The sequence below is a fragment of the Aurantibacter sp. genome (assembly GCF_039941195.1).
Taxonomy (GTDB): domain Bacteria; phylum Bacteroidota; class Bacteroidia; order Flavobacteriales; family Flavobacteriaceae; genus Aurantibacter_A.
The window spans coordinates 1-25577 of the sequence record NZ_JBDVFA010000004.1; the positions used below are offsets into that span (position 1 = coordinate 1).

Below are 25577 nucleotides of genomic sequence, written 5' to 3' on the forward strand. Positions count from 1 at the left end.
ACTGTTCACTCCTGAATAATAATCGCCTTCATTTATTTTAAAATACTTACCCGATAGACTATCAATTTCCCAAAATTGCTGATAATCATTTGGCACCGAACTTTCAGGAACCATTTTTAAGGGACGTGGATTTTCCTCAAATAATATAGGTCCTTCAAAACCATAAAATTGACGTGCTAAAAGATTATCGTTTGGTTTTTGCCAAACACGCAAATACTCAATTTCAAAATCTACAGGAAGTTCTTTTTTATCAGGCATACCCAGCCAAAAGAAAATCTCTGAATCTAACCAGACTTCCATAGGGTTATTGAGCACCCAATCTAATCCTACATCATCTTGCGTAAAATGATGCACTAATTTACCGTCGATGTATAAGCTTAAATAATCTTGACCCCAATCAGCTCCGTAAACATGAAATTCATCTGCTGTACGATATGGTAAACGCTCTACATGTTGAAAAACATTGGTTGGTCGCTCTGCCGGTGGGCTCCAATCATGAGCGGTTGCTAAAGAACTGGTTGCTGTTATTTTTTCACCCTTTTTAGGGTTACCCATTTGTTCAAAAACATCCAATTCTTGTTCGTACCCAATTCCCCAAAATGCAGCGGTAATAGCAGCATTCCCTGCTTTTGATTTCACCTCCATATATCCATTCAAAAACCGCTTCTTAGAAATGACTCCCGCAGTTGTAACTGGCATGGGCTTTTCTTTATACTCACCGTATTTGGCTGTACCCATCGCACCATCAGTATAAGACTCTTGTATAAATTGGTACTTGGGCTCCCAAGCGGTACGAAGTTTAAGCTTTCCTTTGTGTAATCGAACATTATGTGGTACAAATTGAGAGGGTGCACGTCCTTTCCAAATATAATAATCACCATTTTCTCCTTCTATAAACCATTTATTGCGGTCTAATTCTTTTCCTTCAAACTCATCACTAATCTCTGTGTTCAAAACCCAACCTTCTTTATTCGTAGGGTCAGAAGCTGGATAGAATTTATTTAACTGGCCAAAAAGATTTGCAGTTAAAAGAAAACTTAGCAAAATAAAAAATAGCTGCTTCATATCATTTCTGTTTAGGTGCAAATAATACTTGAACTTCTTCTATTGTCATATTTTTTGTTTCCTTTAAAAAGAAAAACAAAATTATCATGCCTATTGCAACGGTGGTAGCATAAAACATTAGTGTGGAACTAATACCAAGATTTTCTAATTGCCAGGGAAAGAAAGTTTGTACAACTGAACTTGTTAAACTGGTGACTAGCGTAAAAAATGGAATTGCAATACCTCTGTTGGAAATTGGAAAAATTTCAGAAAACAAAACCCACATTACTGGGCCTATGGTTGATTGAAAAGCTGCCACAAAACTTAAAATTCCTATAAGAATTAGAAGTCCATTAATGTTTACTGCTTTAGCTAGTAAAATATTCGAATGTGCTTTTGCATCTTCTTCTCCGAGAGTATTTGCGAGAGCAGTTTTAAAATTAATATCACTATCATAAGATACTCCTACTATTGCCAGAAGGCGCTCAGAAGAAGGAATTTGACTTAGTTCTGTTACACTATTTTCAGAAATAGAATAGGTTGCAGATTTAAAACCATAAAAACAAATACTTAGGCTAATAATAATCCATAACATGCCGCCTAAAATCATGGGGCGTCTACCAATTCTGTCAACTACCAATAGTCCTAAAATCGTAAATACCACACTAATAACACCGAGCCAAACTGCTTGCGCAAATGCTGCATCTGTACCAATACCCAATTGTTCGAAAACAGTTGGCGCATAAAACAATATTGCATTAATACCTGTAGCCTGTTGCGCAATAGCCAAGGTTAAGGCAATTATAAAAATTAATCGCATCGGTCTATTGAAAATTTCCTTTAGTTGCGCTAAAGTAGAATGGTCACTGCTGCCTGAATTCATTGTTTCTTGCATATCAGCAATTTGGGCTGTAACCTCATTTTCTGGTATAACCTTGCTGAAAGTATTCTTCGCCTCTTCAACTTTACCCTTTAAAAGTAACCAGGCAGGGCTACGGGGAATAAAACTTAAAAGCGCCAACCAAAGAAAAGCGAATAAAATTTCAGAGCCTAGCATCCATCGCCATGTTTCCGTGTCAATTGCCAAAGTACTGACCCACCTGGTACCAGAATTAGCCAAGCTTTGTATCAAATAATTAATAAAGTATGCAGAAGATAAGCCAACTACAATGTTAATTTGAATCATCGTAACCAACTTACCACGCCATTTTGGTGGGGCAATTTCACCGATATACATTGAGGCCATTGAAATTGAACTAAAGGCCAAACCTCCTAAAAAACGAGCGCACAAAAAAGTCGAATAATTAGGGGCCAAAGCAGACCCAACGGCAGAAATCAAATAAATAGCTGCAGAAATTTGCAAAGCTCTTTTTCGACCTATTTTATCAACTGCATAACCAACAAATAATAATGCCAATAAAACACCCCAGGCGGCAGCACCTACTGCGATACCCAATTGCAATTCGTTTAACGAAAATTCTTCGGTTAAATAATTCGTAGTGCCTGAAATTAATGCTGCATCAATTCCAAAGACAAATCCTCCCATGGCAACTATGGTTGCGTATGAATATGCATTTTTCTTGTAGTTGGTCATGAGGATGTTGATTGGTTGGTTATTGATTAATCCCAGATGATGGGCATAAAAACAGTCATCTCTCCTTGCCCACGATTACTCCAAGTGTAATAAGGAATCAATTGAGTAGCATAGTTTTCCATTTTTGGTTTCTTAACCTCATTATACATACTTTCTAGATTATCTTTACGTATAAGTAAGTCGGTTTCGATTGTGATTACTCCTCCCAAAAAATCTGGTTTAAACACTGGTCGCAACTCTTCGCTACTCGAAATATAAACATCTGTAATAGCTGTACCTTTTGGAAGATCAGGAGATTCTAATGTATAAACTATTGGACCTCTTTTAACAGCTACTTGATTTCGAACTTCTTCAATTCTAGGGTGACCTTCAATAAACTTTGTTTCCATTGGCATTTCCAAAGAAATTATATCACCGGTTTTCCATGGTCTTCCAATTTTGGCAAAACTTCCTGCTACTATGTTATCTACTGTTTTTCCATTTACCTTTACAGAACTACCTTTAGCCCATGTAGGAATTCTTATGCTTATTTCAAAGGGTTCTGGTTTACTTTCTTCAATGATAATGTCTACTTCGCCATCCCAAGGATAATTGCTTTTTTGAGAAAGTTTTAATGTAGAGCCATCCAACAAAGTTGTCTCCAAATTATTTCCCCCATAAAGATTCACAGCAATACCATTTTCAGTTTTGCTATAAGCCCATGCTGGCGATTTTGCAATCGTTCTCACCAAATTAGGTGGACAACAAAAACACTTCAAATAGGGCTGTCTTTCCGGGAATTCTACATTCATTTTTTCATAATCCAAAGCTCCCTCGATTTTTCGCAATGGATTTGAATAATAGTAATCCTTTCCTCCAAGTCCGATACCTGATAAACCACTATTATGAAGTACCAATTCCATAATGTCACCATGCTTGGAATCTCCAGTAAGTGTCAACATCCGGTAGTTAAACATAGCGTTACAAATGTTCGCACAGGTTTCATTATAAGCGGTCATATTTGGCATCATATATTCATCAATAAAACCTTCTTCGATTTTGTCCAAACGAGATGACCGTCCGTAATGGGTTTGACCAACTGCACCCGTTACATACATTTTTTTATTAGTCACATTGCCCCAAAGTCTATCGAGAGCATCAATAAGAGCTTTCTCTCCTGTTTCTGCATAAACATCGGCAGCTCCAGCATAATAATATAAGGCCAGCACAGCATGCCCAACTGCCTCGGTCTCTTTTCGTAATGACACACGCTCCTGTACCATATCTCCTATGGGATATCCCTTAGTAGCCGTAGTATCATTTATTTCATAAGTACCACGCAGGTTAATAAATTGCTCCGCCAATTCTAAATAGCGTTTGTCATTAACAGTTCGGTACATTTCTACAAGACCCATGATTTGGGTTTGATTGAAACCGAATCTTTCCAACTCTGGTGTAATAGGCACAAAAAGATCATAAAGATAATCGGCGTGTTTAATGGCGATATCCAAAAAATTGGTTTTGCCCGTAATTCGGTGATGTATGCAAGCACTTGTTAATAAATGTCCGCTATTATATAATTCATGATATCTTCTGTTGGAAAAAGGCTTTATATTCTTATCAATAATACTTGGTGTAGAGAGGTAACCATTTTCCTGTTGGGCTTTATTGATTATCTCAATGATTTGGTCTAACTCTTTAACAATTTCTTCATTGTTATTTACTGCATAAATGTACATACTGGCTTCCATCCATTTATAAAAATCACCATCGTGCCACCACCATCCTTGGTGTTTTCCATCTTTTAGTCCCGCTGCTATTTTAAAATTATTAAGACCATGACCAACATCTCCTTTCAATAATTCACCCATATAAGGCACCATGGTTTCTTCGGCCTGTTTCCATTTGTCTGCCCAAAAACCTTCAGTCCAATGGCAATCTCCGATATCTATACTTTTTAATTTTACATGAGGGCTATTTGTATTATTAATGATACCTCGAGCATTATATTTAATCATTGCAATTTTATTTGATTTTAAATTGGTAGTGTTATGCACTTTTTCTTTGGATTTATTACAGGCAAACATTACCAATATACTTCCTACAGTAAGTAGCATTTTTCCTATATTAGGGTATATTTTCATTAGTGTTATTGTGTATCCTTATTGGGCCAGTAATTATCCATGCGAATAACATCTTTCCATTCATATTCTTTTTTTAGCAGCCATCTTGGGCGCTCAAGTGTTGCCTCCCAAGCAAATATTTCTTTATACATTTTTAAATAGCGTTCGGGTTCTTTAGCGGCCAAATTGTTCAATTCTTTTTCATCATCAGGCAAATAAAATAATGCTGCAGGGCGATCAGGAAACCGCACCAATTTCCAATCACCTTTACGCATTGCTGCCCGCGCATCACGTTTCCAAAAAAGAATTTCATGTGGACGTTCTTTTATTTCCCCATTTATATGAGGAACCAAATCAACTCCATCAATATCTTTAAGGTTTTTTACATCGCCACCTGCAGCGTTAAAAAAAGTTGGCAATAAATCAAAAGTACTTATTGGCAAGTCAAAGGTGGTTCCTGCTTTCAATTTTTTAGGATATTTCATTACAAAAGGTACTCGAATACCACCTTCCAAATGTGTTGATTTTATACCGCTTAATGGAAGGTTGCTCGAGGCATTTTTATCAGAAGGCCCTCCATTATCATTCGTAAAAACTACTATGGTATTATCTTCAATACCCAATTCTTTTAGTTTATCCAAAACTTTACCTACAGCTCGGTCTAAAGCCAAACCCATTGCCGCAACAATTTTTCTATTACCACTGAGCTTAGGAAATTTTGCTAAATCATCTGGCACGGCGTCCATAGGTGTATGTACAGCATTAAAAGACAAAAAGGCAAAAAACGGTTTATTTGACTTTGCGTTCTTTTCAATAAACAATAAAGATTCTTCAGCTAAAGCATCTGTTAAATATCCATCGTGTTCTTCAAAATATCCAAACCCACGTTCTAATTTATTTTGAGATTCTTTAGGTGCTTCGGTGTATTCAAAGTAACTACGAGCTCCTCCTCGAAATCCATAGAATTCGTCAAATCCGCGTTTGGTAGGATGAAAGCGATCTGCTCCACCTAAATGCCATTTTCCATAAATTGCAGTTGCGTACCCTTGTTGTTTTAAATAATCTGCCATGGTTACCTCTTCTACAGGCAATCCCATTTCGTCACCATCCTGAGCGGAAACAGCGCTCATAAAAGTGGGCACATTATTTTCTTCATAACCAAATTTATACTGAGATTTTCCCGTTATAAGTCCCGCTCTAGATGGTCCACAAGTGGGATGCGTAACATAAGCTTGCGTAAAACGAACTCCTTCTTTTGCTAGTTGATCTAAATTTGGTGTAATCATTTCTTTACTTCCTTGAAATCCAAAATCAGCATAACCTGCATCATCAGCGAAAAGTAAAATGATGTTTGGTTTTTCTTGACCCAAAGCAGCAAACGAAACAAAAAACAACAAACAAACAAATTTTATATTCTTCATTTGATTAATTATTACATCCAAAACTATTTAATTAATAAATTGAGATATTCACTGTATTTATCAGTTGGTAGCACTATTTTAACTCCATGCTGATTTATAATTAAAAAAACGGATAAGATTAAACTATTTTATAACTAACATTATCAACTCACATGTCTTCAACTAAAGAGATATATGTATAATAAACACCGTAAGTTTCATTTCCTTCAATAAAATCATTCAACAAAAAAGTCTTACCCTTTTCTAGAAATACTTCAAAAACAACTTCATCATCATCTAATTTAATTTCTTTCTCTAAAATTTGATTTGCAATTTGAATTCTGACTTTTGAAGGTGAGATAGTTTTATAGGTAAACCAATTTTTCGGATTCTGATTTGGAATCCCTAAAATTGCCCCGGAATTTTCTTTTGGCCATCGTCTACATGCAATTTTATATAAGCCATCTTTTTCCACTTGAAGTGCATGTGTATTATTTTTATTGATTTTACCTTCGGCAACTTGTTCACTTTTCCAAATAGGTAAATCGTCACCAATGGCATGTTGAATGGTTAATTTAATTTCATCCTGATTTGGAGTTCCAATGATAGCTGTAGGAAATTGATTGTATTCTTGATTTGTTTTTGTTTTAATCAAGAATTCTCTATTTGAATTTAAAAGCAATTTTACTATCTCTGGATGCTCTTCTGCCAAATTGTTTAGTTGCATTCTATCTTTTTCAATATCGTACAATTCATTACCATTTATGAGTCTCCAATTTTCTTTTATAATAACCGTATTCTCAACATCAAACGGAGTTCGCCAATCTTGTCTGCTATGCACAAAAACGGAACGGTTAATTTGGCTTTCAGATTTTTTTAGAAGTAACGGGGATATATCAAGTCCATCAAATTTTGTCTTTTCAGGAATTTGCAAATTGCACAAACTTGCCAATGTAGGAAGCAAATCAACATGGGCGGTTACCGCATTAATATCCCAACCGCCATTTATTTTTCCATCTTTCCATCGAATAAAAAAAGGTACGCGATGTCCGCCATCAGTTCTGTCATTTTTCTTACCACGTAAGCCCATATTATAACCTATTCTACCATCAGGACTTATACCATCAGAAGTACCATTATCAGTCATGAAAATTAGTATGGTATCATCAGCTAGCTTTTGCTTTTTAAGAAACTTTTCGAGTTTCCCAAAATTCTCGTCAATGTTTGTTATCATTCCGTAAAACTCCGGATTCACAATTTCCTTTCCTTTTAAATGTTGGTAAGGCTCAGCATATTTTTCATCAACATAAAATGGGCTATGTGGTGCATTTGTAGGTAAATAAACAAAGAATGGTTTTTCTTGATTCGTTGCGATAAACTTCATTGCTTCTCCAAACCACACATCGGTACAATAGCCTTCAAACTGCTTCGGTTCATTGTTAACATAATAGGTGTCATTGAAATAATTATTCCCCCAGTAATCTGATAACTCACCAACTCCACCAGCCTTATGATGAATGGCAACATCAAAACCTAAATCAGTTGGTCGAGAAGGGTAATTGTCTCCTAAATGCCATTTACCAAAAACGCCTGTTTCATATCCGTTCTGTTGAAATAATTGTGCCATCGTAAATGCGCCATCAGACAGTGCATCACGCCCTTTATAGGTTGCCCATGCGCCGTTATTAATAGGGTATCTACCCGTCATTATTGCCGCTCTTGTAGGCGTACAAACCGGATTCACATGAAAATCGGTAAGGCGAACAGACTGTTGGTAAAACTTATCGATATTGGGTGTTTGAATGTATGAATTTCCATGAGCGCCAATTTCACCAATTCCTTGATCATCGGTTAAGACAAGAATTACATTTGGAGGTTTTTCATTTTGAGAAATTCCAAGAAGACAAACAAAACTAAAAAGAAGAATAATTAAATTTTTCATCTCTATCTTATTTTTTAATCCATTCTAATTTATCTATGTTTACACCTCTATTTGGCCATTCAACACTTGAGATATACCATTGCCCATCTTCTCCTTGAAAAATCTCTGGAGCATGCGAGTTTAATACGGTAATTTCTTTTTCAGCATCAACACCAAAATCTGTAAGATTGTCCGAATTATATACATATGCCTTATGCGTATAAGCTCCTTGTATATCTTTTTCATCCCAATCATCTTCCCATGCACAAACAAAAAGGTAAAAAGTATTGTTGTAAAAGAGTAAAGTTGGTGACTCAGGATCAAACTTATTCGTCTTAAGTATTGTCTTAGGATCGCTCCAATTAATTAGGTCAGTAGAGCTAACCATACGCACGCTTTTTATTGAACAGTATGTTAGGTAATAAGTACTTTTATAAAACAACAAGTTTGGATCTCGGGCTCCATCTTTATCTGAAAAAAGTTCTCCTTTAGGAATCCAGTCATACAAGTTCGTTGATACGGCCAAACGCATAGGGCTATGCCCATAAACCATTTGATACAAACCATCTTTCTTAATAATATAAGGTGCGTGATTTGCAAGAATTTCACCTGGACGGTCTTTGGGAGTTAAAATTTTTGAAAGATCATTATAATGATCTTCCTTTAAAGTTTCTTTAAAAGTTGTGGCATAAGAAACTGCATGAAAAGACGCATACTCCCCTTCATGAATACCTTTTTTTAATGGATCAGTTTCAACTAAAGGATGCGTAATTCCGAAAATATGCCATTTACCTACTTTGTCTTTAACAAAGGTGTGGTCATTTGGCACCCACTCATGATACCATTTACCCTCTTTCAGTTCAGGTGTGTCTGGCCCAAAAAAATAATCTCCATCAGCTTTATAAATTCGAACATATTCATTCGCTTGTTTTGGAATCAAAACTTGTTCTTGAGCAACGAGTTGATATTGAAACAATAAAACTGATACTACGATAAACAAATTCAATATTGTTTTCATTGTTGCTCTTTTAGTTTAATTGAAGTTTAGCTGAATATTTTATTTACTTAAATCCTCTAATTCAAGGTTTAGTAATTTTCTTGATATTGTGTTCAAAGTTTCTTTATCACCTTCAAAATGAAAAGTTTTATGAAGGTGTTTTATAGTCTCTTTTGGACTCAATTCTCGCGCCCCAGAAGAAGATTCTAATTCGTAAAAAGGTCCTAACTGATCTCCATTTTCAAGTGGGCCATCATTATAAGAATTGATAACATCCCCAGCATAAGGTTTATCTTGTATTTTCCATTCCGAGTTAACATAATTCGCTTCATTTTCGAATGTATAACTTACAACAGTTAGGACCTGTTTGTCTGAATCGTAACTGCCGATATAAGGCATCACGTTTTGTGGAGGCAGTCCCATTTTAAATCTTTTAGTACCATTTCCTTTAAATAGAACATGGCTATTAGTGGCAGTCAATCTTTCAGGTGGAATCTCTCCAAAATATGATGTATTTAATACAAGAGAGTCTTTGTAGGGAAGTATTACCGTTGTATTTTCAGATGGGTTAAACATTCCCAAAATCCAAATAGAAAGTAAACCCGTTGCTCTAGACCATTTTGTTTCTCCAGTATTCACTAGTTCATTACTAGACTGAAATCCAACAGATTTAATTTCAGATAAATCAATTCCTAATTCTTCTGCTATTTGTTCCTGATTAAAAATCTTTATTATTCGATTTACTTCAATATTAAACTGGTAGCCGAAATAATTTTTTAGTTGCATTTTCTTATGAAATGAAACCGAATTATCAGTTTGGTTAATTACTTCAAATATTTCAGTATCTAGTTCTTTTGGAGTAAACCAATTTTCAAAAACAAAATCCGTTCCCTCTTCAAAAAAGATTGAATACTGTCCTCCTTCGGGTCCCATCCAAAAACGATCTTCACCTCCAAAAGGGTTAATATGTTTTTCGAATTTTTCTGACGCCAACAATTCGTAGTTCATCCATCCATAGCTATTTCCTTCAAGACCATTCGACGTACTTGTCATCACCCTACCCTGTAATTTAGGTAACACTATTACTTGACTTTTACCATCATTAGATTTTAACAGTACTACTTCTTGGTGTTCGTTTAAAAACTTTAGGTCATAACCAAAATTATTTTTAAAATTTTGGCTACGAATGCTTGTTGATACTATACTCATAATTATGAAAATTGATATTTTAATACTCTTATTCATGTTCTAATTATTTTATTTCAATAATCATTACTCCATTAATTGATCTAATCATATACTGTTCTCAATTAAGCAAAACTTTCACTCAATTGGTTTAAACTATTAGATGAGTCAACCATTTGATAATATTCGAAATTATTGAGAAGTATAACTCAACAATTTTCTAACATCCAAATCATGTATTCAAAATTTCGAAAAAGAAATGAAAATTTATCTTCCTTCTGGGTTTTCATTTCGCTCCAAACCTTGTTGAAAATAGACATCTGGATTATGCCAAATACCTGTTTTTTTAAATACTGAAGGTTTATCAAAATCAAGACTCAAATCACAATCAAATCGAGCTATAATACTATATCCTTTTCCTGGAGTGCCAGCATTAATAAAGTGGGACAAACCCCAAGTAACGCCTCGACCGTTTCCAGAATTTGTAAATGCATCAGCAGCATAAGGTGCCGCAGCAAATGGTGTAAGAGACAAACTTGAAGCAACTTTAAAGTTTACACCATCTTGCGAATACTGCATGGTTTCTCGCTCATTACCATCTTTTATAGCCATAGCTGCTACTCCTTCTTTAAATGGAAAATAAGTAGTCTCATGACCAGAATTTAATACCGGGTTTAAATGATGTTTTGTAAATGGACCTAGCGGATTATCTGCAATTGCTAATCCGTGTGCAACAGCATATTTGTCACGTATATCAGGCCATTTATTATAAGCCGCTTTGTAATACAAATAGATTTTACCATTATAAACAATGGGTTGGGGATCATGTGTTGCATCTTGATCCCAATCGCCTTTTTTTCCAAATGGAATAACAGAGTCTCCACCATGCGTCCATGGTCCATCAGGTGAATCTGCGTACGAAACAGAGACGGGACACCAATCACCGCGTAATCCACTAGGTTCATTAAATGCTTGATAATAGAGATAATACTTACCCTTCCAAATTAAAATATCTGGCGTACAAACCGAACGCCAACCGGGGTTTGGTTTTGATGGCCTTGATATAGCCACTCCTTTTTCCTCCCATTTAAAACCATCAATACTAGTTGCGTACCATATTTCTGCTAAATCCCAATCAGTAGAAGGAATTTCATCTGTAGCCTCCGAGGCTTTATTCCAACCAATAGGAGGCACTTTTGTAGATCTTCTGGTGTAATAAACATAATAAGTACCATCTACTAAAATAGGTCTCGACGGATCACGTCTCGAAATTGTTCCATCACCATCATTATAATTAAAACCTTTAAGTCGCGTATATTTAAATTGAGAGAAAAGTTCATTATCCTGAACTCGCGTAGCAGGATAGTCAAACATACGATTCATAGCTGCACTCAATTCAATATTTGGTTTTTCTATTGGCATTTTATGTGGAAAAACATCTTGACTTTTCTGATGTGAAGAAAACTCAGATTGCTTTTCAGCAATATGTTCCGAGCAGGAACTTATACATCCAATTAAAATCATTAAAATTACTTTCGAGCTATTCAAGATGACTATTTTATGGTTCTCTATCCTCTAAAAAATTTGTAACCAAATAGGTGTTTGGATTATTTTTCAAATTGACAAACGAGTTTAAAATATTTCTAATTTCGGGTTCAATACTCTCTTTTTGAGCTAGGTTATCTAAAAATAATTTTAATTGATTTTTACTCATTTTATCTAATTTTTTAGATAATATTTCAATTGAGAATGAAGGAGCTTCACTTAGTTGTTTTAGCAACATACTACGGGTGCCTATATCTATTTTATCGAATGCATTCCAAAAAGGCCTTTGCAATTCCGGTTCTTTTTTCAATTTCTGAATAAAGCTTTTAACAATAATACTACGTACTAAGGGAGTACTTGATTTTAAAATTTCAGCTATTTGTTTAGAATGTTCCTCATACTTACTGTCGTCAATCTTTTGAAGTGCAAAAATTTGATATTCTTGATTGCGACTATAAAGCATTTCCATGATCATACTCTCATTTAGAGCAGCTAATGTTGTATTTTTTAATTTTTCTTGAATATCCCCATAGACCATGTGCCACGCTGTATAACATGAATATAACGCACCGGATACAACTGCCTCTTTTACCCTAGCAACAGTTGCTCCAGAAATAGCATCTACACCATTGACGCTTCTCATCTTAGGTTTATCAACTAGTTGATCAAGACTTCTTCTACCAATAACACTTTTGTCATCTAATAACAACTCATGCAATTTCTGATAATCCGATTGCTGAAATTCGTCGTGATCATATTTTGTTAAGGGTAATTCTATGTTTCGATCGAAACCTGCATATTCTCCCAACAAAGTCCAATAGAATTTTATATGCATTAATTTACATTCACCATCTGCACATACTGGTGTCGCTATTTCAGAAGTATATAAAACAGGAGTCTTATTTTCATTTACCAGCACCAAAACTTCTTGTCTTCCAATCGAATCTACTTCGATATATAAATCTGTTTTCTGAGCAAAAAGTTTAGTCCCTTTCTCCCATTTTAAAACAAAAAATTCAGGAGGGCTATCTAAGGTTTCAATTGAAGTGTTTCTTTCAACAGAATACTCAAAATCTATACTGCCTTTATTAAAAAAAAGGAGCAAGATGATAAATAATGTGAAAACAATTCTCATTTCTTGGTTTCAGGTATTTTCTGAAATTTCTGCTCTTCAATAAGCGCGAGATACTCTTCTAGATAACCAGTATAAATTTCTCTTGGGTTAACATCATATTTTGCACATAGGGCTGCGGCAATACCAACAGCCGCTCCCATTTGTCCGGTGGTTCTCATAACCCTTGGTCCTCCGAGCCCTGCATGTGAGCAACTAAAATTTCGCCCGGCCATAAACAAATTAGAAATATTCTTAGAATACAAACTTCGGTATGGAATATAGTATTGAGGCGTTTTATAAAATAATGCTTCCGAAATAAAATCAGGATTTTTTTCATCCTCTAAAACGGTTTGATAATGAATGTCTACATCACGCGTTTCCATAACAACACCATCAGGAAATTCGCGCCCTTCTTTTGCATCATTAAATGTAAAAATATGATCACCTACTAACCTTCTAGATTCACGTTTACCCACTAAGGAAGAAACCCATTCCAGTTTAATTTTTGCATTTACAGTATCTTTTTTAGCATTAGAAAATGAGCCATAAATTGCCCTTAACATGTGGTCACGAATTTCCTCCGCATCATCAATTTGATTATAATCAGGATTGCTAAATTCCCATTGCCATTCACCAGCAACTCGCGCATAATCTTTTGCAACTGGCATTGCCCAAGGTACCTTTGGAAAATACTGATCATTCTCAACTTCCTTTGAACCCCATAAAACTGAAGAGCCCATCACGGCATCATCAGGTTGTTGTGGCGTCCATAATTCTCCATGCTCCTCCCATTCTTCGCCGTAAGTTTCAACACTTTCGCGTCCATATGAAAATTCAGCACCAGCCCAATATCCAATCCATCCATCTCCAGTAGAATCAACAAAACGAGGAGCTTCAAAACGAATACGTTCACCAGTAGCTGTTTGCCGAGCATCAACATAATGAATTACGCCGTTCACAGCATTTGCATCATAGGCTCTGTGATTTAAAAATAAATCAATGTTCTCATAACTCTTAACATTATCATCACGTTTTTTTTGATCTAGTTTAGCATCAACACTCCCGTTAGGATAATGCTCAGTATCAATTTTTTTAAGAATACGTTCGAAATTTCCATAGATACCCAATGTGTGTACTCGAATCTCTTCGCTCGCATTTCCACCAAGAAAAGGTCGATCGTGTATTAATGCAACTTTAAGTCCTTGTTCTGCAGCTGCTATGGAAGCGGCGCAACCGGCTAACCCTCCACCAACAACAACTAAGTCGTAGGATTTAGTAATTTCTGGCGCATTAGGTTCAGCTTTTATTTTTTTTCTCCATGCTTTCAACTTTGTTAATGAAGATGGCGGTTCCTTATCGGATGTTGAAAAATAGATTGCATCACACCTGCCATCAAAACCAGTTAAATCGACCAACTCTAAATCTATTTCTTTATTAGATACTGAAATTCTATCAACATATTCCCACCCCCAACCAGAGCGCAGACCCAATGTTTTATCTAGCAGTTGATTATTAACTTTTAATTTGAATCGACCAGGAGCATCCCATTCCCCTGGTACCCAATTTTTTGTTCTGACCCAAACATGATATTCGCCATCTGACTCAAAATCTACTTTGGTAATAGCATTTTTTACAGGTTTTCCAATACCATGAGCCAATAAATATGGAGATCCCATTTGTTGTTCAAACTGTGGATCAACGACCCAACCGCCAGGGTTATCAAAACTTTCTGCTTCAACTAAAATGTCTTGAGCAAAACTGTTCTGTACCATTAAAAAAAAGGCTATCGCAAAAAATTTATTAATATTTTTCATTTGATTCTTAATCATTCCAGTGTTCATCAATTACCTTTTGAATGTGCGGATACTTCGCATCCGTTTCATTTAAATCTTCCCGCAACTTAATAAGTTGATTTTTTAATTCCGCAATAGTTTCTTTGAACTTAACATCTGCATATACATTATTCATTTCGTTGGGGTCTTTTTTTAAGTCGTAAAACTCCCAAGCTGGTGGCGTATGCTGTGCAAAATCATTGCCCCAACTCGCTTTGTTCCATTCGGCATTTGGATCATCTGTATCAACCCAATATTTTCCATAGTAAAAAATTAGTTTATATTCTTTCGTGCGAATTCCAAAATGTGCTGGGTTTTGATGCCTATGCGCTAAATGCATCCAATAACGATAGTAAGTTGCTTTTTGCCAATCTTCAGGTTCTACTCCAGTTTCCAAAATTGTTTTAAAACTTTTTCCTTGCATATAATTAGGAGTGGAACCTCCGGCCATTTCAATCAGTGTAGGTGCAAAATCTGTATTATTTATAATAGCATCAGTTCTTATTCCTCCTTTAACTTTTTCAGGATATCGCACAAAAAACGGCATACGCATCGACTCATCATACATCCATCTTTTATCAATATAATCATGTTCACCCAACATAAAACCTTGATCACCAGTATATACAATAATGGTGTTATCCAATAATTTTTCCTCTTCTAAGTAGTCTAATAATCGTTTAATATTATCATCAACTCCTTTTACACAGCGCAAATATTTTTTTAAATAATCTTGATATACTTTACTTGTATATTCTTTTTCTGAAGGATCCATTTTCCATTTCACCATTTCTTCTTGCCCAATATCTTTAGCATTTCGATATTGTTTATAAATGGTGCTATCATTCCAATAAATATTCATGGCTTGATTACGAATAACATTTCTATGTGATACGGAGGATCCAATAATTCTTGTTAATGAATCATTTTTTCCTCGAATCGCTTCCGAACCATGGTTAGCTATTTCATACAAACTTTTTGGCTCTGGGATAAAAGTTTCTGCTAGATATTCTTCATATCTCGGGGCATATTCAAAATCATCGTGAGGTGCTTTAAAGTGATGCATCAAAAAAAATGGTTTGTTTGGATCTCGCTTATTTTTCAAATAATCTAATGTAGCATCGGTAATCATATCTGAAGAATGTCCCTTAGTATAAACAGTATTTTGAGGCCATGGTTTTTCTCCTTGAACTCTGAACTCGGGATCGAAATATTTTCCTTGACCCGGTAATACTTGGTAATAATCGAAAGCAGCTGGTTCGTGGTGTAGGTGCCATTTACCTACAATAGCGGTTTGATATCCTAATTTTTTCATTTCTATAGGAAGAAACTGCTTTTCTGGAGAAATAGAACCTTCTAAATCAATTACGCCATTCAACTGTGCTCGTTGACCCGTAATAATTGCCGCTCTACTAGGAACACAAATTGCATTATTAACAAATGCATTGTCAAAAATTATTCCTTCGTTAGCTAACTTATCTAAATTAGGTGTAGGGTTTAATGATGCCAACCGACTGCCATAAATTCCAAAACCTTGAGTAGTATGATCATCGGTCATAATGTAGATTATGTTGGGTTTTTGCACTTCTGCTTTTTCTTCTTCTTCACATGAAAATAAAATCCAACTAATAAAAATTGGAATGATTATTTTAAATTTTAACTTCATCGGTTTGGTTTAAGTTTATTTTGATTTCAAATGATAAAATGACTTTTAATTTTAAAGGTTTGTCATTGTTACACCCGTTCTAATTTTATTGGTGGTGTTCTGTTCGCATTCCATTGACATATGTACAGATTTTTATCTTCATCTACACAAACATCATGACCATGTAGAATTGGCTTATGTTTTAATTGAAATGATTTTTGTAAAACTCCTTTAGAATACTCGGGTGCTGTACCCCCTGGATTAGAGACTACAATATCACCTTCTAAAATAGTTACAAATCCAGTATGGTCTTGCCAATCAGTTTTGCCAATTTTTGGTTGAGACCAACAAACGCCAGCATAAAGATTATTATCATCGAAAACAGGTCTACAAACTTGCATATTGGGTAAATGAATCGTCTTTATATATTTCCCATCTAGAGAAAAGAATTTAAAACATTGTTCATTTCGTGAGGTACAAACTACCATTGGATTCTTGGAATCGCGATAATCAATAGCGACACCATGGGCATTGGATAAATTATAATTTTCATCGGTATTCTCCTTGCCACCCCAATGTCTAATGTACTCCCCTTTGGAATTGTATTGAATGATATAATCTGAACCATAACCATCTGCAACATAAATATCACCATTCGGACCAATTGCGACTTCTGTAGGCCTAAATGGATCTCCTGGTTCATATATACCAATGGTCTGCGGGTGGCCTATATCAAAAACAACTTTACCTTCTATTGTTGTTTTAGAAACACGACCATTATGAGAAACCCATTTACCAGCTTTATTTAAATACCATCCAGAATCTGTTAGATACAGAAAATCTTCTCCTCCTTCGTCATTTATTGTTAGTCCATGGCCACCAGGATATGAAGTTCCCCAATAGTCTATAAGCTTACCTGATTTATCAAATATTAGGATGTTGTTTTGTGGATGATCACCAATCATAATTAATCGCCCTTTACTATCAATAACCATTTCATGACAATTTAATAGTGGCGTTGAAGTACCAATCTGTGCCCAATCACGCACCATTTTATATCTATAATCACCATGGCCAATAATTTCCTCTTCTTGTTTTGGTTTCTTAATAGTATGGAAACCAAATGATGGTGAAGTGGTCAATGTCAAACCTGCTAAAGTTGTTTTTTTTATAAAGTCCCTTCTATTTTTCATCTTTTATTCACTAATTGGCAAAAAACATCCTACTATTATAGTAGATTCTTAAATATAAATTATGTTTACAATTCTGGGGGATATTTAGTCTAGACACAAACTAGACAAGTCTATTAATGCTTGGAAATAAGACATATCTAAGCTGAAACAAAATGTTTTAGATTTAATTGAAGTTTTATTGCAAACAGAATTAATTCTGAACAATCGTTTAAAATATAAAACTCGCCGCAAAAATCATTAGTGCTGCAGAGCAGCCAACAACTAATGTTCCTAGTGTGTAAACACGATATCCAGTTTTTACATCAATTCCGGAGAATTGTGTCAATAGCCAAAATCCGCTATCATTAGCATGCGAAACAACCATAGCCCCTGCTCCAATTGCAGCTACAACTAGAGCTTTATCTATTTCAGTTTCAAACCCTAGAGTAGCTAATATTGGTGCAACAATTGATGCTGTTGTTATTAAAGCTACAGTAGAGGAACCTTGCGCTGTTTTAATTGCAGCACATAATAAAAAAGGTAACCATATACCTAAATTGGCTCCGGATAATGCATCAGCCATTACTGTTGCAATACCACTCTTTTGAAGAATAGTTCCAAAAATTCCTCCAGCCCCTGTAATTAAAATAATATTAGATGCATCCATAAGTGCTTTACCAACCCATCCTGTAGTGGACAACATTTCTTTATCAAATTTCTTAGGCAACATAAAGGCGAAGAACATTCCTATAATTAGTGCCACAACCGGCGAACCTATAAAGGAGATAAATTTAACCCAACCCAATTCTTGATCAGCTTCACTAATATTAAATTCCATCAAGGACTTCCCGACAATTAATAAAATAGGTATTAAAATAGGTAAGAATGATTTAAATGCACTTGGTGCTTGTTTTACTTTTTCTTCAATTTCTTCATCTGACAAAGCCGGATTTGGATCAATGTATTTTTTCTGACCCATTTTTTTACAATAGATAATGGCAACAATTAAAGAAAGCACACCAATAATAAGTCCAATTAACATTACTAATCCAATATCAGCTCCAATTATTCCAGCTGCGGCTATGGGGCCTGGTGTTGGTGGCACAAGTACATGTGTAATCATTAAACCTAGTAACAAAGCGGTAGCAGTACCTACTATAGATAGGCCAGCCTTTTTTGTTAAACTTTTATTCAATGGATTAAGAATAATAAATCCACTATCAGCAAATACAGGAATAGATACTATAAAACCTACAATGCCCATAGCTTCATGAACACGTTTTTTTCCTATGATTTTTAAAACAACTTCTGCCAATTTAAAAGCGCCACCTGTTTGTTCAAGAAATGCCCCTATTATTACTCCAAGAATAATTACGATTCCAATTTTTCCTAAAGTAACCCCAAATCCATCATTAATAGATTCTACTAACGTTGCCAATGACATTTCTGAAAAAAGCGCAAAGAAAATAGCTGCTCCTAATAATGCCAAAAATGGATGAACATTATATTTAGCAGTAAGTATAATTATAATTAGCACGCTTAAAATAAGCAGTAAAATTGAAATCATGGTAGTTGATTGTTAAGTTGGTATTATATAGTTGTGAGCTCCTTTTCAGAAAACAAAGCCTAACAAGTTATCATCTTTATATTTCATAGCAAAATACATCAACCAACAATTTTGTCAGTTGCATTTTAAAAATGCATTTATATTGATTTAAATACGAAACTATTTATCCAAATTCTCCATCCAGTCAAAAAGTCGTTCGGTCCATCCTCTTAAATAAACATCATTACGAGCAAGGCCAAATCCATGACCTCCTTTAGGGTAAATATGCATTGTTGCTTCTACCCCATTATCATGTGCAGCATTAAAAAACAATATACTATTTGCTACGGGTACAGAAGTATCATCCGCAGCATGAATCAGCAAAGTGATAGGAGTATTTTCAGATACCTGTAACTCGTTGGAAAAATGCTTTTCCAAATCAGGATCAATTGTTTCACCTAACAAGTTTTTTTCTGATCCAGAATGTTTTGTTGTTTGGGTGAATGTAATTACCGGATATATTAAAGCCATAAAATCTGGTCGCGCATCTTGATGATCGATTGCATCAATTGGTTCATACACCTTTTCGTTAAAATGCGTGCCAAGTGTTGAAGCCAAATGACCACCTGCAGAGAAACCCATGATGCCAATTTTATTAGAATCGATGTTATATTCCGAAGCATTACTTCGCACTATTCTAATTGCTCGTTGTGCATCAATTAAGGGCACATTATATTTCTCTATTTGAGACACAGATGATGGTAATCGATGTTTTAACACAATACCAGCAATACCTTTGCTGTTTAAGAATTTGGCAATATCAGTACCTTCCGATTCAAAAGATAAATGATGATATCCTCCACCAGGGAAAATCAACATTGCCTGTCCTGTTGCCGTTTTTTTTGATGGCAAATAAATATTAATTGTAGGTTCTTGAATAGTTTCTATTCTTAATACATCCCTCTTTGTGCGAACTTCCTTTTCATTAGATAAAACGTGATTGGGCATTTTATCCTTTGGCCATAGAGGAACAATAGCACTTTGCGAAGTAGCCTTAAAAGTTATCATTAAAATTGCACACAGAATTAAATAAAAGCTTTTCATTTTTACAAGAAGTGCTTTAATGGTGGTTTGAATTATTAATGAATTCCATAATTAAGTCTATTTTAAATTCTCCATCCAGTCAAAAAGTCGTTCGGTCCATCCTCTTAAATAAACATCATTACGAGCAAGGCCAAATCCATGACCTCCTTTAGGGTAAATGTGCATTGTTGCTTCTACCCCATTATCTTGAGCAGCATTAAAAAACAATATACTATTTGCTACGGGTACAGAAGTATCATCCGCAGCATGAATCAGCAAAGTGGTAGGAGTATTTTCAGTTACCTGTAACTCGTTGGAAAAATGCTTTTCCAAATCAGGATCAATTGTATCACCTAACAAGTTTTTTTCTGATCCAGAATGTTTTGTTGTTTGGGTGAATGTAATTACCGGATATATTAAAGCCATAAAATCTGGTCGTGCATCTTGTTGATCAATTGCATCAATTGGTTCATATACCTTTTCGTTAAAATGCGTGCCAAGTGTTGAAGCCAAATGACCACCAGCAGAGAAACCCATGATGCCAATTTTATTAGAATCTATATTATATTTCGAAGCATTACTTCGCACTATTCTAATTGCTCGTTGTGCATCAATTAAGGGCACATTATGCTTTTCTTTTTGAGAAATTGAAGACGGTAATCTATTCTTAACAACAATACCAGCTATACCTTTACTATTTAAAAATTTTGCAATATCAGTTCCTTCCCAGTCATAAGCCAGAATACGATAACCACCACCAGGAAATATCAACATTGCTTGTCCTGTTGCTGTTTTCTTCGATGGCAAATAAACTTCTATCGTTGGCTCTTGAACTTTAGCGATTCTAAGTATATCTTTATATACATGTTCTTCGTTTTCATCAGATGCTATTCTGTTTGGAATTTTATCTTTTGGCCATAATGGCATAATTGTGTCTTGCGAATTTACCGTTGTTGTCATCATGATAAAGGCACATAAAACTGGTAATACATATTTCATTTGTTGTTGGTTTTTATTAATTACAATTCCACTTAAAATTAGCAATTTTATCTTTATGGGAGCCTTGTAGATTATAGTGCCACCATTCGGTTCGTGTAGACCAAAAACCATGTTTCTCCATAGTTTCTTTCAATAATTTTCTATTGTCTAAAATTTCCTTTGGAAGGTCAAAATTATCGAGGTAAGCCCTTTTACCGAAGTAATCAAAATCAGTACCCATATCTAATTCTTCACCATCTAAAGTAACCAGAGTTATGTCTACCGCCCCACCTTTATTATGAATAGATCCTTTCTTTGGATTCGCCACATACTGCGGATTGGGTACTATAGCCCACATCTTGTATTGCACAGAGTTCGGGCGATAACAATCGTAAAATTTTATTTTAACACCAGATTTTTTAAATGCTGCGTTTGCCTTTAATAAGGCTTTTACAGTTTTAACTCGGGTATAACATTCTGCGCAATCGTAAACTTTTTCTTTTAAAAAATTATTATCGGTAGCATATCGCATATCAAAAGCAAAACCGTCACTAAAATCTGCCAAACGTACAAATGTGGTATCTGCTAGGTTTTCAAATGTTCGAAAAACCTTTTTTACTTCTTTAATTTCATTTGGCTGTGCCTCCTTTACATCTATTTCTTGTGAATTTGGGTCATTCACCTTTTCTTGTTTTGAATTATTCTTACAAGCATTAAAAAACAGAATTACAATACCTACAACAATTAACTTTTTCATGCAACGACTGCTATTATTTATTTATCCTACAGCCTATGAAGATAGCCATATTTTTTATCTCAACACATATAAATTAAGTCTCAAAATTTTAAAAACATTATGATATTATATGCAAAACGCTTATTTTCAAACAGCTCAATACCAAACTATATCAAAATGAAAAAGTTTCCTTTTTTACTCATTTTAATAATTCTAATAACCTCCTGTAAGGAAAAATCTCAAGCGGTAAAAATTACTGAATCCAAGAAACCTAACATCATTTTAATAATGAGTGACGATCAAGGTTGGGGCGATTTAAGTTTTAGTGGTAATAGCAATTTAAAGACACCTAATATTGATGCCTTAGCAACAAACGGAGTTTCGTTTGAAAACTTCTATGTTCAACCCGTATGTTCTCCAACACGAGCAGAATTATTAACTGGTAGATATGCCACTAGATCTGGCGTTTACAGCACTTCTGAGGGCGGCGAGCGAATGAATATTGATGAAACAACATTAGCAGAAGTCCTAAAACAAGCAGGTTATCGAACAGCGGCTTATGGCAAGTGGCATAATGGAATGCAACCACCTTATCATCCAAATGCTCGAGGTTTCGATGATTATTACGGTTTTACTTCAGGCCACTGGGGTAATTACTTTAGTCCAATGTTGGAGCACAATGGTAAAATTGTAAAAGGTGAAGGTTTTCTAGTTGATGATTTAACGAACCATGGAATACAGTTTATCGAAAAAAACAAAGAGTCTCCATTTTTTTTATATCTGCCTTATAATACTCCACACGGTCCCATGCAAGTTCCAGACGCCTATTGGAAAAACTTCAAGGATAAAGATTTAAAAATGAAATACCACGGAGATGAAAAGGAAGATGAAAATTATAGCAAAGCTGCGCTTGCTATGGTTGAAAATATAGATTACAATGTTGGGCGTCTTTCTGAAACACTTAAAGATTTAGATCTAGAACAAAATACAATTATAATTTATCTATCAGACAATGGTCCGAATGGTTATCGTTGGAACGGTGGAATGAAAGGTAAAAAAGGATCCACCGATGAGGGTGGTGTTCGTACACCATTTTTTATGCAGTGGAAAGGGACAATTCCATCTGGCACTAAAATAAATACTATTGCCGGAGCGATAGACCTACTTCCTACCCTAACAACGTTAACCGGCAGTGAATACGCCAGTAGTAAACCTTTAGACGGGATAGACTTATCTTCTTTAATTTTCGATAATACTAAAAAAATGGCTGATCGTATTATAATAAATCATTGGAGTAATAAAACTAGTATTCGAACTCAGAATTATCGTTTAGATCATAAAAACAAGCTATTTGATATGATAAATGATCATGGTCAAACAGCAGATATTTCATCAATTAATAAACAGTTAACTGATTCACTTATAAAATTAAAATCAAATTGGCTTTCAGAAACTTTAAATTTGACAGCAGAGACCGATAATAGAGCAATCACTCTTGGTCACCCTGATTATGTATACACTCAAATTCCAGCTCGAGACGGTATTCCGCATGGAAATATAAAACGAAGTAATCGTTGGCCAAACTGTTCATTTTTCACCAATTGGAAAAGTACTGAAGATTTTATTACTTGGGATGTTGAAGTATTAGTCAATGGTACATTTGAAGTTGAACTTTATTATACCATGAAACCTGAAAATTCTGGTTTTAAAATAGAATTACACCATGGTAATCAATCACTATCATCTAAAATCTCAGAACCACATGACCCACCTTTAACAGGCATGGAAAATGATCGAGTGATTAGAACGCAATCTTATGTAAAAGATTTTAAACCTCAAATTCTTGGTACCATCGACCTTAAAAAAGGAAGAAGTTTACTGACACTTAAGGCAAACGAAATAGTAGGAGGTAACGGAATAGATGTTCGTCTTTTAATGTTTAAAAGAGTAGAATAATTACTCGACAGAATATTCTAATACATCACTATCTGTATATCCAATTCGTTCTGCTTTTGCAACAAAAGGTATATCTTTTGATAGTGGATTATCATAAACTTTCCAAATTGAATCATTTGGTTGTTTCCAAACAATTGTAGCATCTTTTTTAGGCGGTATAATAGCTATTCCCTCACTTGTTTTTTCAATTTGCAAGTGCTTTAATACCGGTTGTTTCCCTTTTGGTAGCCACTTGTCAATCAACTGTTTTTCAGGATACTCACCAAGATCATGTGAATCAATGATCCATTTATCCAAAACATTTCTAAAAAGAACCAGAGTATCTTTTAATTCTGGTAATAAAGCAAGATTATGCAATTCATAAGGATCACTTTTTAAATCATACAATTCCTCAGCTGGCTTAGAACTATTGAGCCAAAAAGCTTGTTGCTTATTTAAAGTACCTTCTTTAAACATTCTACGCAATTCTCGCATCATTGGCATTTGTTCGCGATAGGCAACTGGTAATGCATGCGATAATTTAACATTATAACTTTTAATATACTTATATCTTTCTGATCGTACTGCTCTTAACCTATCATAAACTCCATCAAACCGATCGGATGTATGAAAAGTATATTTAGCTTTTTCCTTTGCCACAAAATCTCCAAATTGCGCTTTTCCCTGCATCACTTTGGGTGGTTCTATACCTGCGAGAGAAAGAACGGTTGGCGCATAATCAATAAAACTAATTAAACGGTCATCAGAAGTTCCTGCATTTTTATTTTTAGGAAATTTAATTACCAAGGGCACTAAAACTCCTGAGTCATATAAAGCGCGTTTATGTCTCGGAAAAGGTCCTCCGTGATCTCCATAAAAGAAGATTATTGTATTTTCATATAATCCATCTTCTTTTAAATCTGCTATCACTTCCCCTATTTGATTATCTAGTCTTCTGAGGTTACTGTAGTTAACAGCAAGGTCATGACGTACACTATCTGTATCAGGAAAATATGGTGGTACCGGAACATCTTTCGGATTAACAAACAATGAATCTTTTCCACGTTTCCAAATTTGAGATTCATGACAAACACTATAATTAAATACAGTAAAAAAAGGTTGATCCCCTTTTCGTTTCCTCCAGTGAGTATTGGCACTACTTTCGTCCCAAGCTGCATCTGTCTTTTCGAAATTATAATCTTCTTTAGGCCCATTAGCTGTATAATATCCTTTCTTGCGCAAGTACTCTGTAAACATTTTTACTCCTTCTGGTACAATAGGAGAATAACTTGGAATTTCTAAGTTTGGGTAAGGACGTTCACCTACTCCTCTCCAAGGAGCATGAGTACGCATATTATGCGTGCCTAGCGTTGATGGGTACATACCTGTTATTAAGGCACTTCTTGCTGGTGCACAAACTGGTACGGGTGCTACCGCATTGGTAAATTTCACTCCGTCGCTTGCCAGTGATTCTAGATTTGGCAATGAAATAGTAGTATCGCCATACATTGGAAACCAATCGGGAGATTGATCTTCAGCTACCAACCACACAATATTTGGTGGTTTTTTAACTTCGTCTTTCTCCTTATTTTTTTCCGCTGTACAGCTAACAAGTAAAATAGCTATTAATATAAAACTTAATCTCATGAATAGTGGTTTGGCAATACCTCTAAAATACAAAATTAGATAGCAAGCAGTAAGGGCTTCTAGAATAAATTTTAGAAGCCCTTTAATGCAAAGAATATTTG

18 protein-coding genes are annotated in these 25577 nt (G+C 35.0%); 1 reads left to right on the top strand and 17 read right to left on the bottom strand.

Going from position 1 to position 25577, the window contains the following annotated elements; translation table 11 throughout:
- From ABJF52_RS00215 to ABJF52_RS00290, 16 genes are all read right to left on the bottom strand, one after another.
- Positions 1-1065, bottom strand: a 1065-nt coding sequence (locus tag ABJF52_RS00215) for a family 16 glycosylhydrolase (RefSeq protein WP_348144554.1), incomplete at its 3' end; no start/stop codon positions are given.
- A 1-nt stretch (position 1066) separates the two neighbouring features.
- Positions 1067-2638, bottom strand: coding sequence for an MFS transporter (locus ABJF52_RS00220; protein WP_348144557.1), 1572 nt, complete (start codon positions 2636-2638; stop codon positions 1067-1069).
- 26 nt (positions 2639-2664) lie between these two features.
- Complete coding sequence (locus tag ABJF52_RS00225; RefSeq protein WP_348144560.1) at positions 2665-4734, bottom strand: beta-L-arabinofuranosidase domain-containing protein; 2070 nt, start codon at positions 4732-4734, stop codon at positions 2665-2667.
- A 32-nt stretch (positions 4735-4766) separates the two neighbouring features.
- Positions 4767-6161 (bottom strand): sulfatase-like hydrolase/transferase, encoded by a 1395-nt coding sequence (locus ABJF52_RS00230; RefSeq protein ID WP_348144563.1) that lies wholly within the window; start codon positions 6159-6161, stop codon positions 4767-4769.
- Between the two features lie 148 nt (positions 6162-6309).
- Positions 6310-8082, bottom strand: a complete 1773-nt coding sequence (locus ABJF52_RS00235) for an arylsulfatase (RefSeq protein WP_348144566.1) — start codon at positions 8080-8082, stop codon at positions 6310-6312.
- Positions 8083-8089: 7 nt separating this feature from the next.
- A complete protein-coding gene (locus tag ABJF52_RS00240; RefSeq protein ID WP_348144569.1) occupies positions 8090-9079 on the bottom strand; it encodes a family 43 glycosylhydrolase in 990 nt (329 codons plus the stop codon).
- A 39-nt stretch (positions 9080-9118) separates the two neighbouring features.
- Positions 9119-10267: a DUF6786 family protein gene (locus ABJF52_RS00245; protein ID WP_348144572.1), complete on the bottom strand. Its 1149-nt coding sequence runs from the start codon at positions 10265-10267 to the stop codon at positions 9119-9121.
- A gap of 243 nt (positions 10268-10510) precedes the next feature.
- Positions 10511-11791, bottom strand: coding sequence for a glycoside hydrolase (locus ABJF52_RS00250; RefSeq protein ID WP_348144575.1), 1281 nt, complete (start codon positions 11789-11791; stop codon positions 10511-10513).
- 10 nt (positions 11792-11801) lie between these two features.
- Positions 11802-12923: a hypothetical protein gene (locus tag ABJF52_RS00255; protein ID WP_348144578.1), complete on the bottom strand. Its 1122-nt coding sequence runs from the start codon at positions 12921-12923 to the stop codon at positions 11802-11804.
- On the bottom strand, positions 12920-14743 hold the full coding sequence (locus tag ABJF52_RS00260) for an FAD-dependent oxidoreductase (RefSeq protein WP_348144581.1): 1824 nt from the start codon (positions 14741-14743) through the stop codon (positions 12920-12922). Before ABJF52_RS00260 ends, ABJF52_RS00255 begins: the two co-directional genes overlap by 4 nt.
- Complete coding sequence (locus tag ABJF52_RS00265) at positions 14724-16400, bottom strand: sulfatase (RefSeq protein WP_348144583.1); 1677 nt, start codon at positions 16398-16400, stop codon at positions 14724-14726. The genes ABJF52_RS00260 and ABJF52_RS00265 overlap by 20 nt, the downstream gene beginning before the upstream one ends.
- Before the next feature lie 68 nt (positions 16401-16468).
- Complete coding sequence (locus ABJF52_RS00270) at positions 16469-17572, bottom strand: twin-arginine translocation signal domain-containing protein (RefSeq protein ID WP_348144586.1); 1104 nt, start codon at positions 17570-17572, stop codon at positions 16469-16471.
- Positions 17573-17780: 208 nt separating this feature from the next.
- The gene (locus ABJF52_RS00275) at positions 17781-19118 is read right to left on the bottom strand and encodes a gluconate:H+ symporter (protein WP_348144588.1); all 1338 of its coding nucleotides are present in this window, start codon (positions 19116-19118) and stop codon (positions 17781-17783) included.
- A 159-nt stretch (positions 19119-19277) separates the two neighbouring features.
- Positions 19278-20201 carry an alpha/beta hydrolase gene (locus tag ABJF52_RS00280; protein ID WP_348144591.1) on the bottom strand — a complete coding sequence of 308 codons (924 nt, stop codon included), beginning with the start codon at positions 20199-20201 and terminating at the stop codon, positions 19278-19280.
- A 57-nt stretch (positions 20202-20258) separates the two neighbouring features.
- Positions 20259-21179 (bottom strand): alpha/beta hydrolase, encoded by a 921-nt coding sequence (locus ABJF52_RS00285; protein WP_348144594.1) that lies wholly within the window; start codon positions 21177-21179, stop codon positions 20259-20261.
- Between the two features lie 16 nt (positions 21180-21195).
- Positions 21196-21915, bottom strand: a complete 720-nt coding sequence (locus ABJF52_RS00290) for a M15 family metallopeptidase (RefSeq protein WP_348144597.1) — start codon at positions 21913-21915, stop codon at positions 21196-21198.
- 156 nt (positions 21916-22071) lie between these two features.
- On the opposite strand from ABJF52_RS00290, the gene ABJF52_RS00295 reads away from it, so the two are divergent.
- Complete coding sequence (locus tag ABJF52_RS00295; protein ID WP_348144600.1) at positions 22072-23850, top strand: arylsulfatase; 1779 nt, start codon at positions 22072-22074, stop codon at positions 23848-23850.
- On the opposite strand, the gene ABJF52_RS00300 is transcribed toward ABJF52_RS00295, so the two are convergent.
- Positions 23851-25476 (bottom strand): sulfatase, encoded by a 1626-nt coding sequence (locus ABJF52_RS00300; RefSeq protein ID WP_348144602.1) that lies wholly within the window; start codon positions 25474-25476, stop codon positions 23851-23853.
- Positions 25477-25577: the final 101 nt, after the last annotated feature.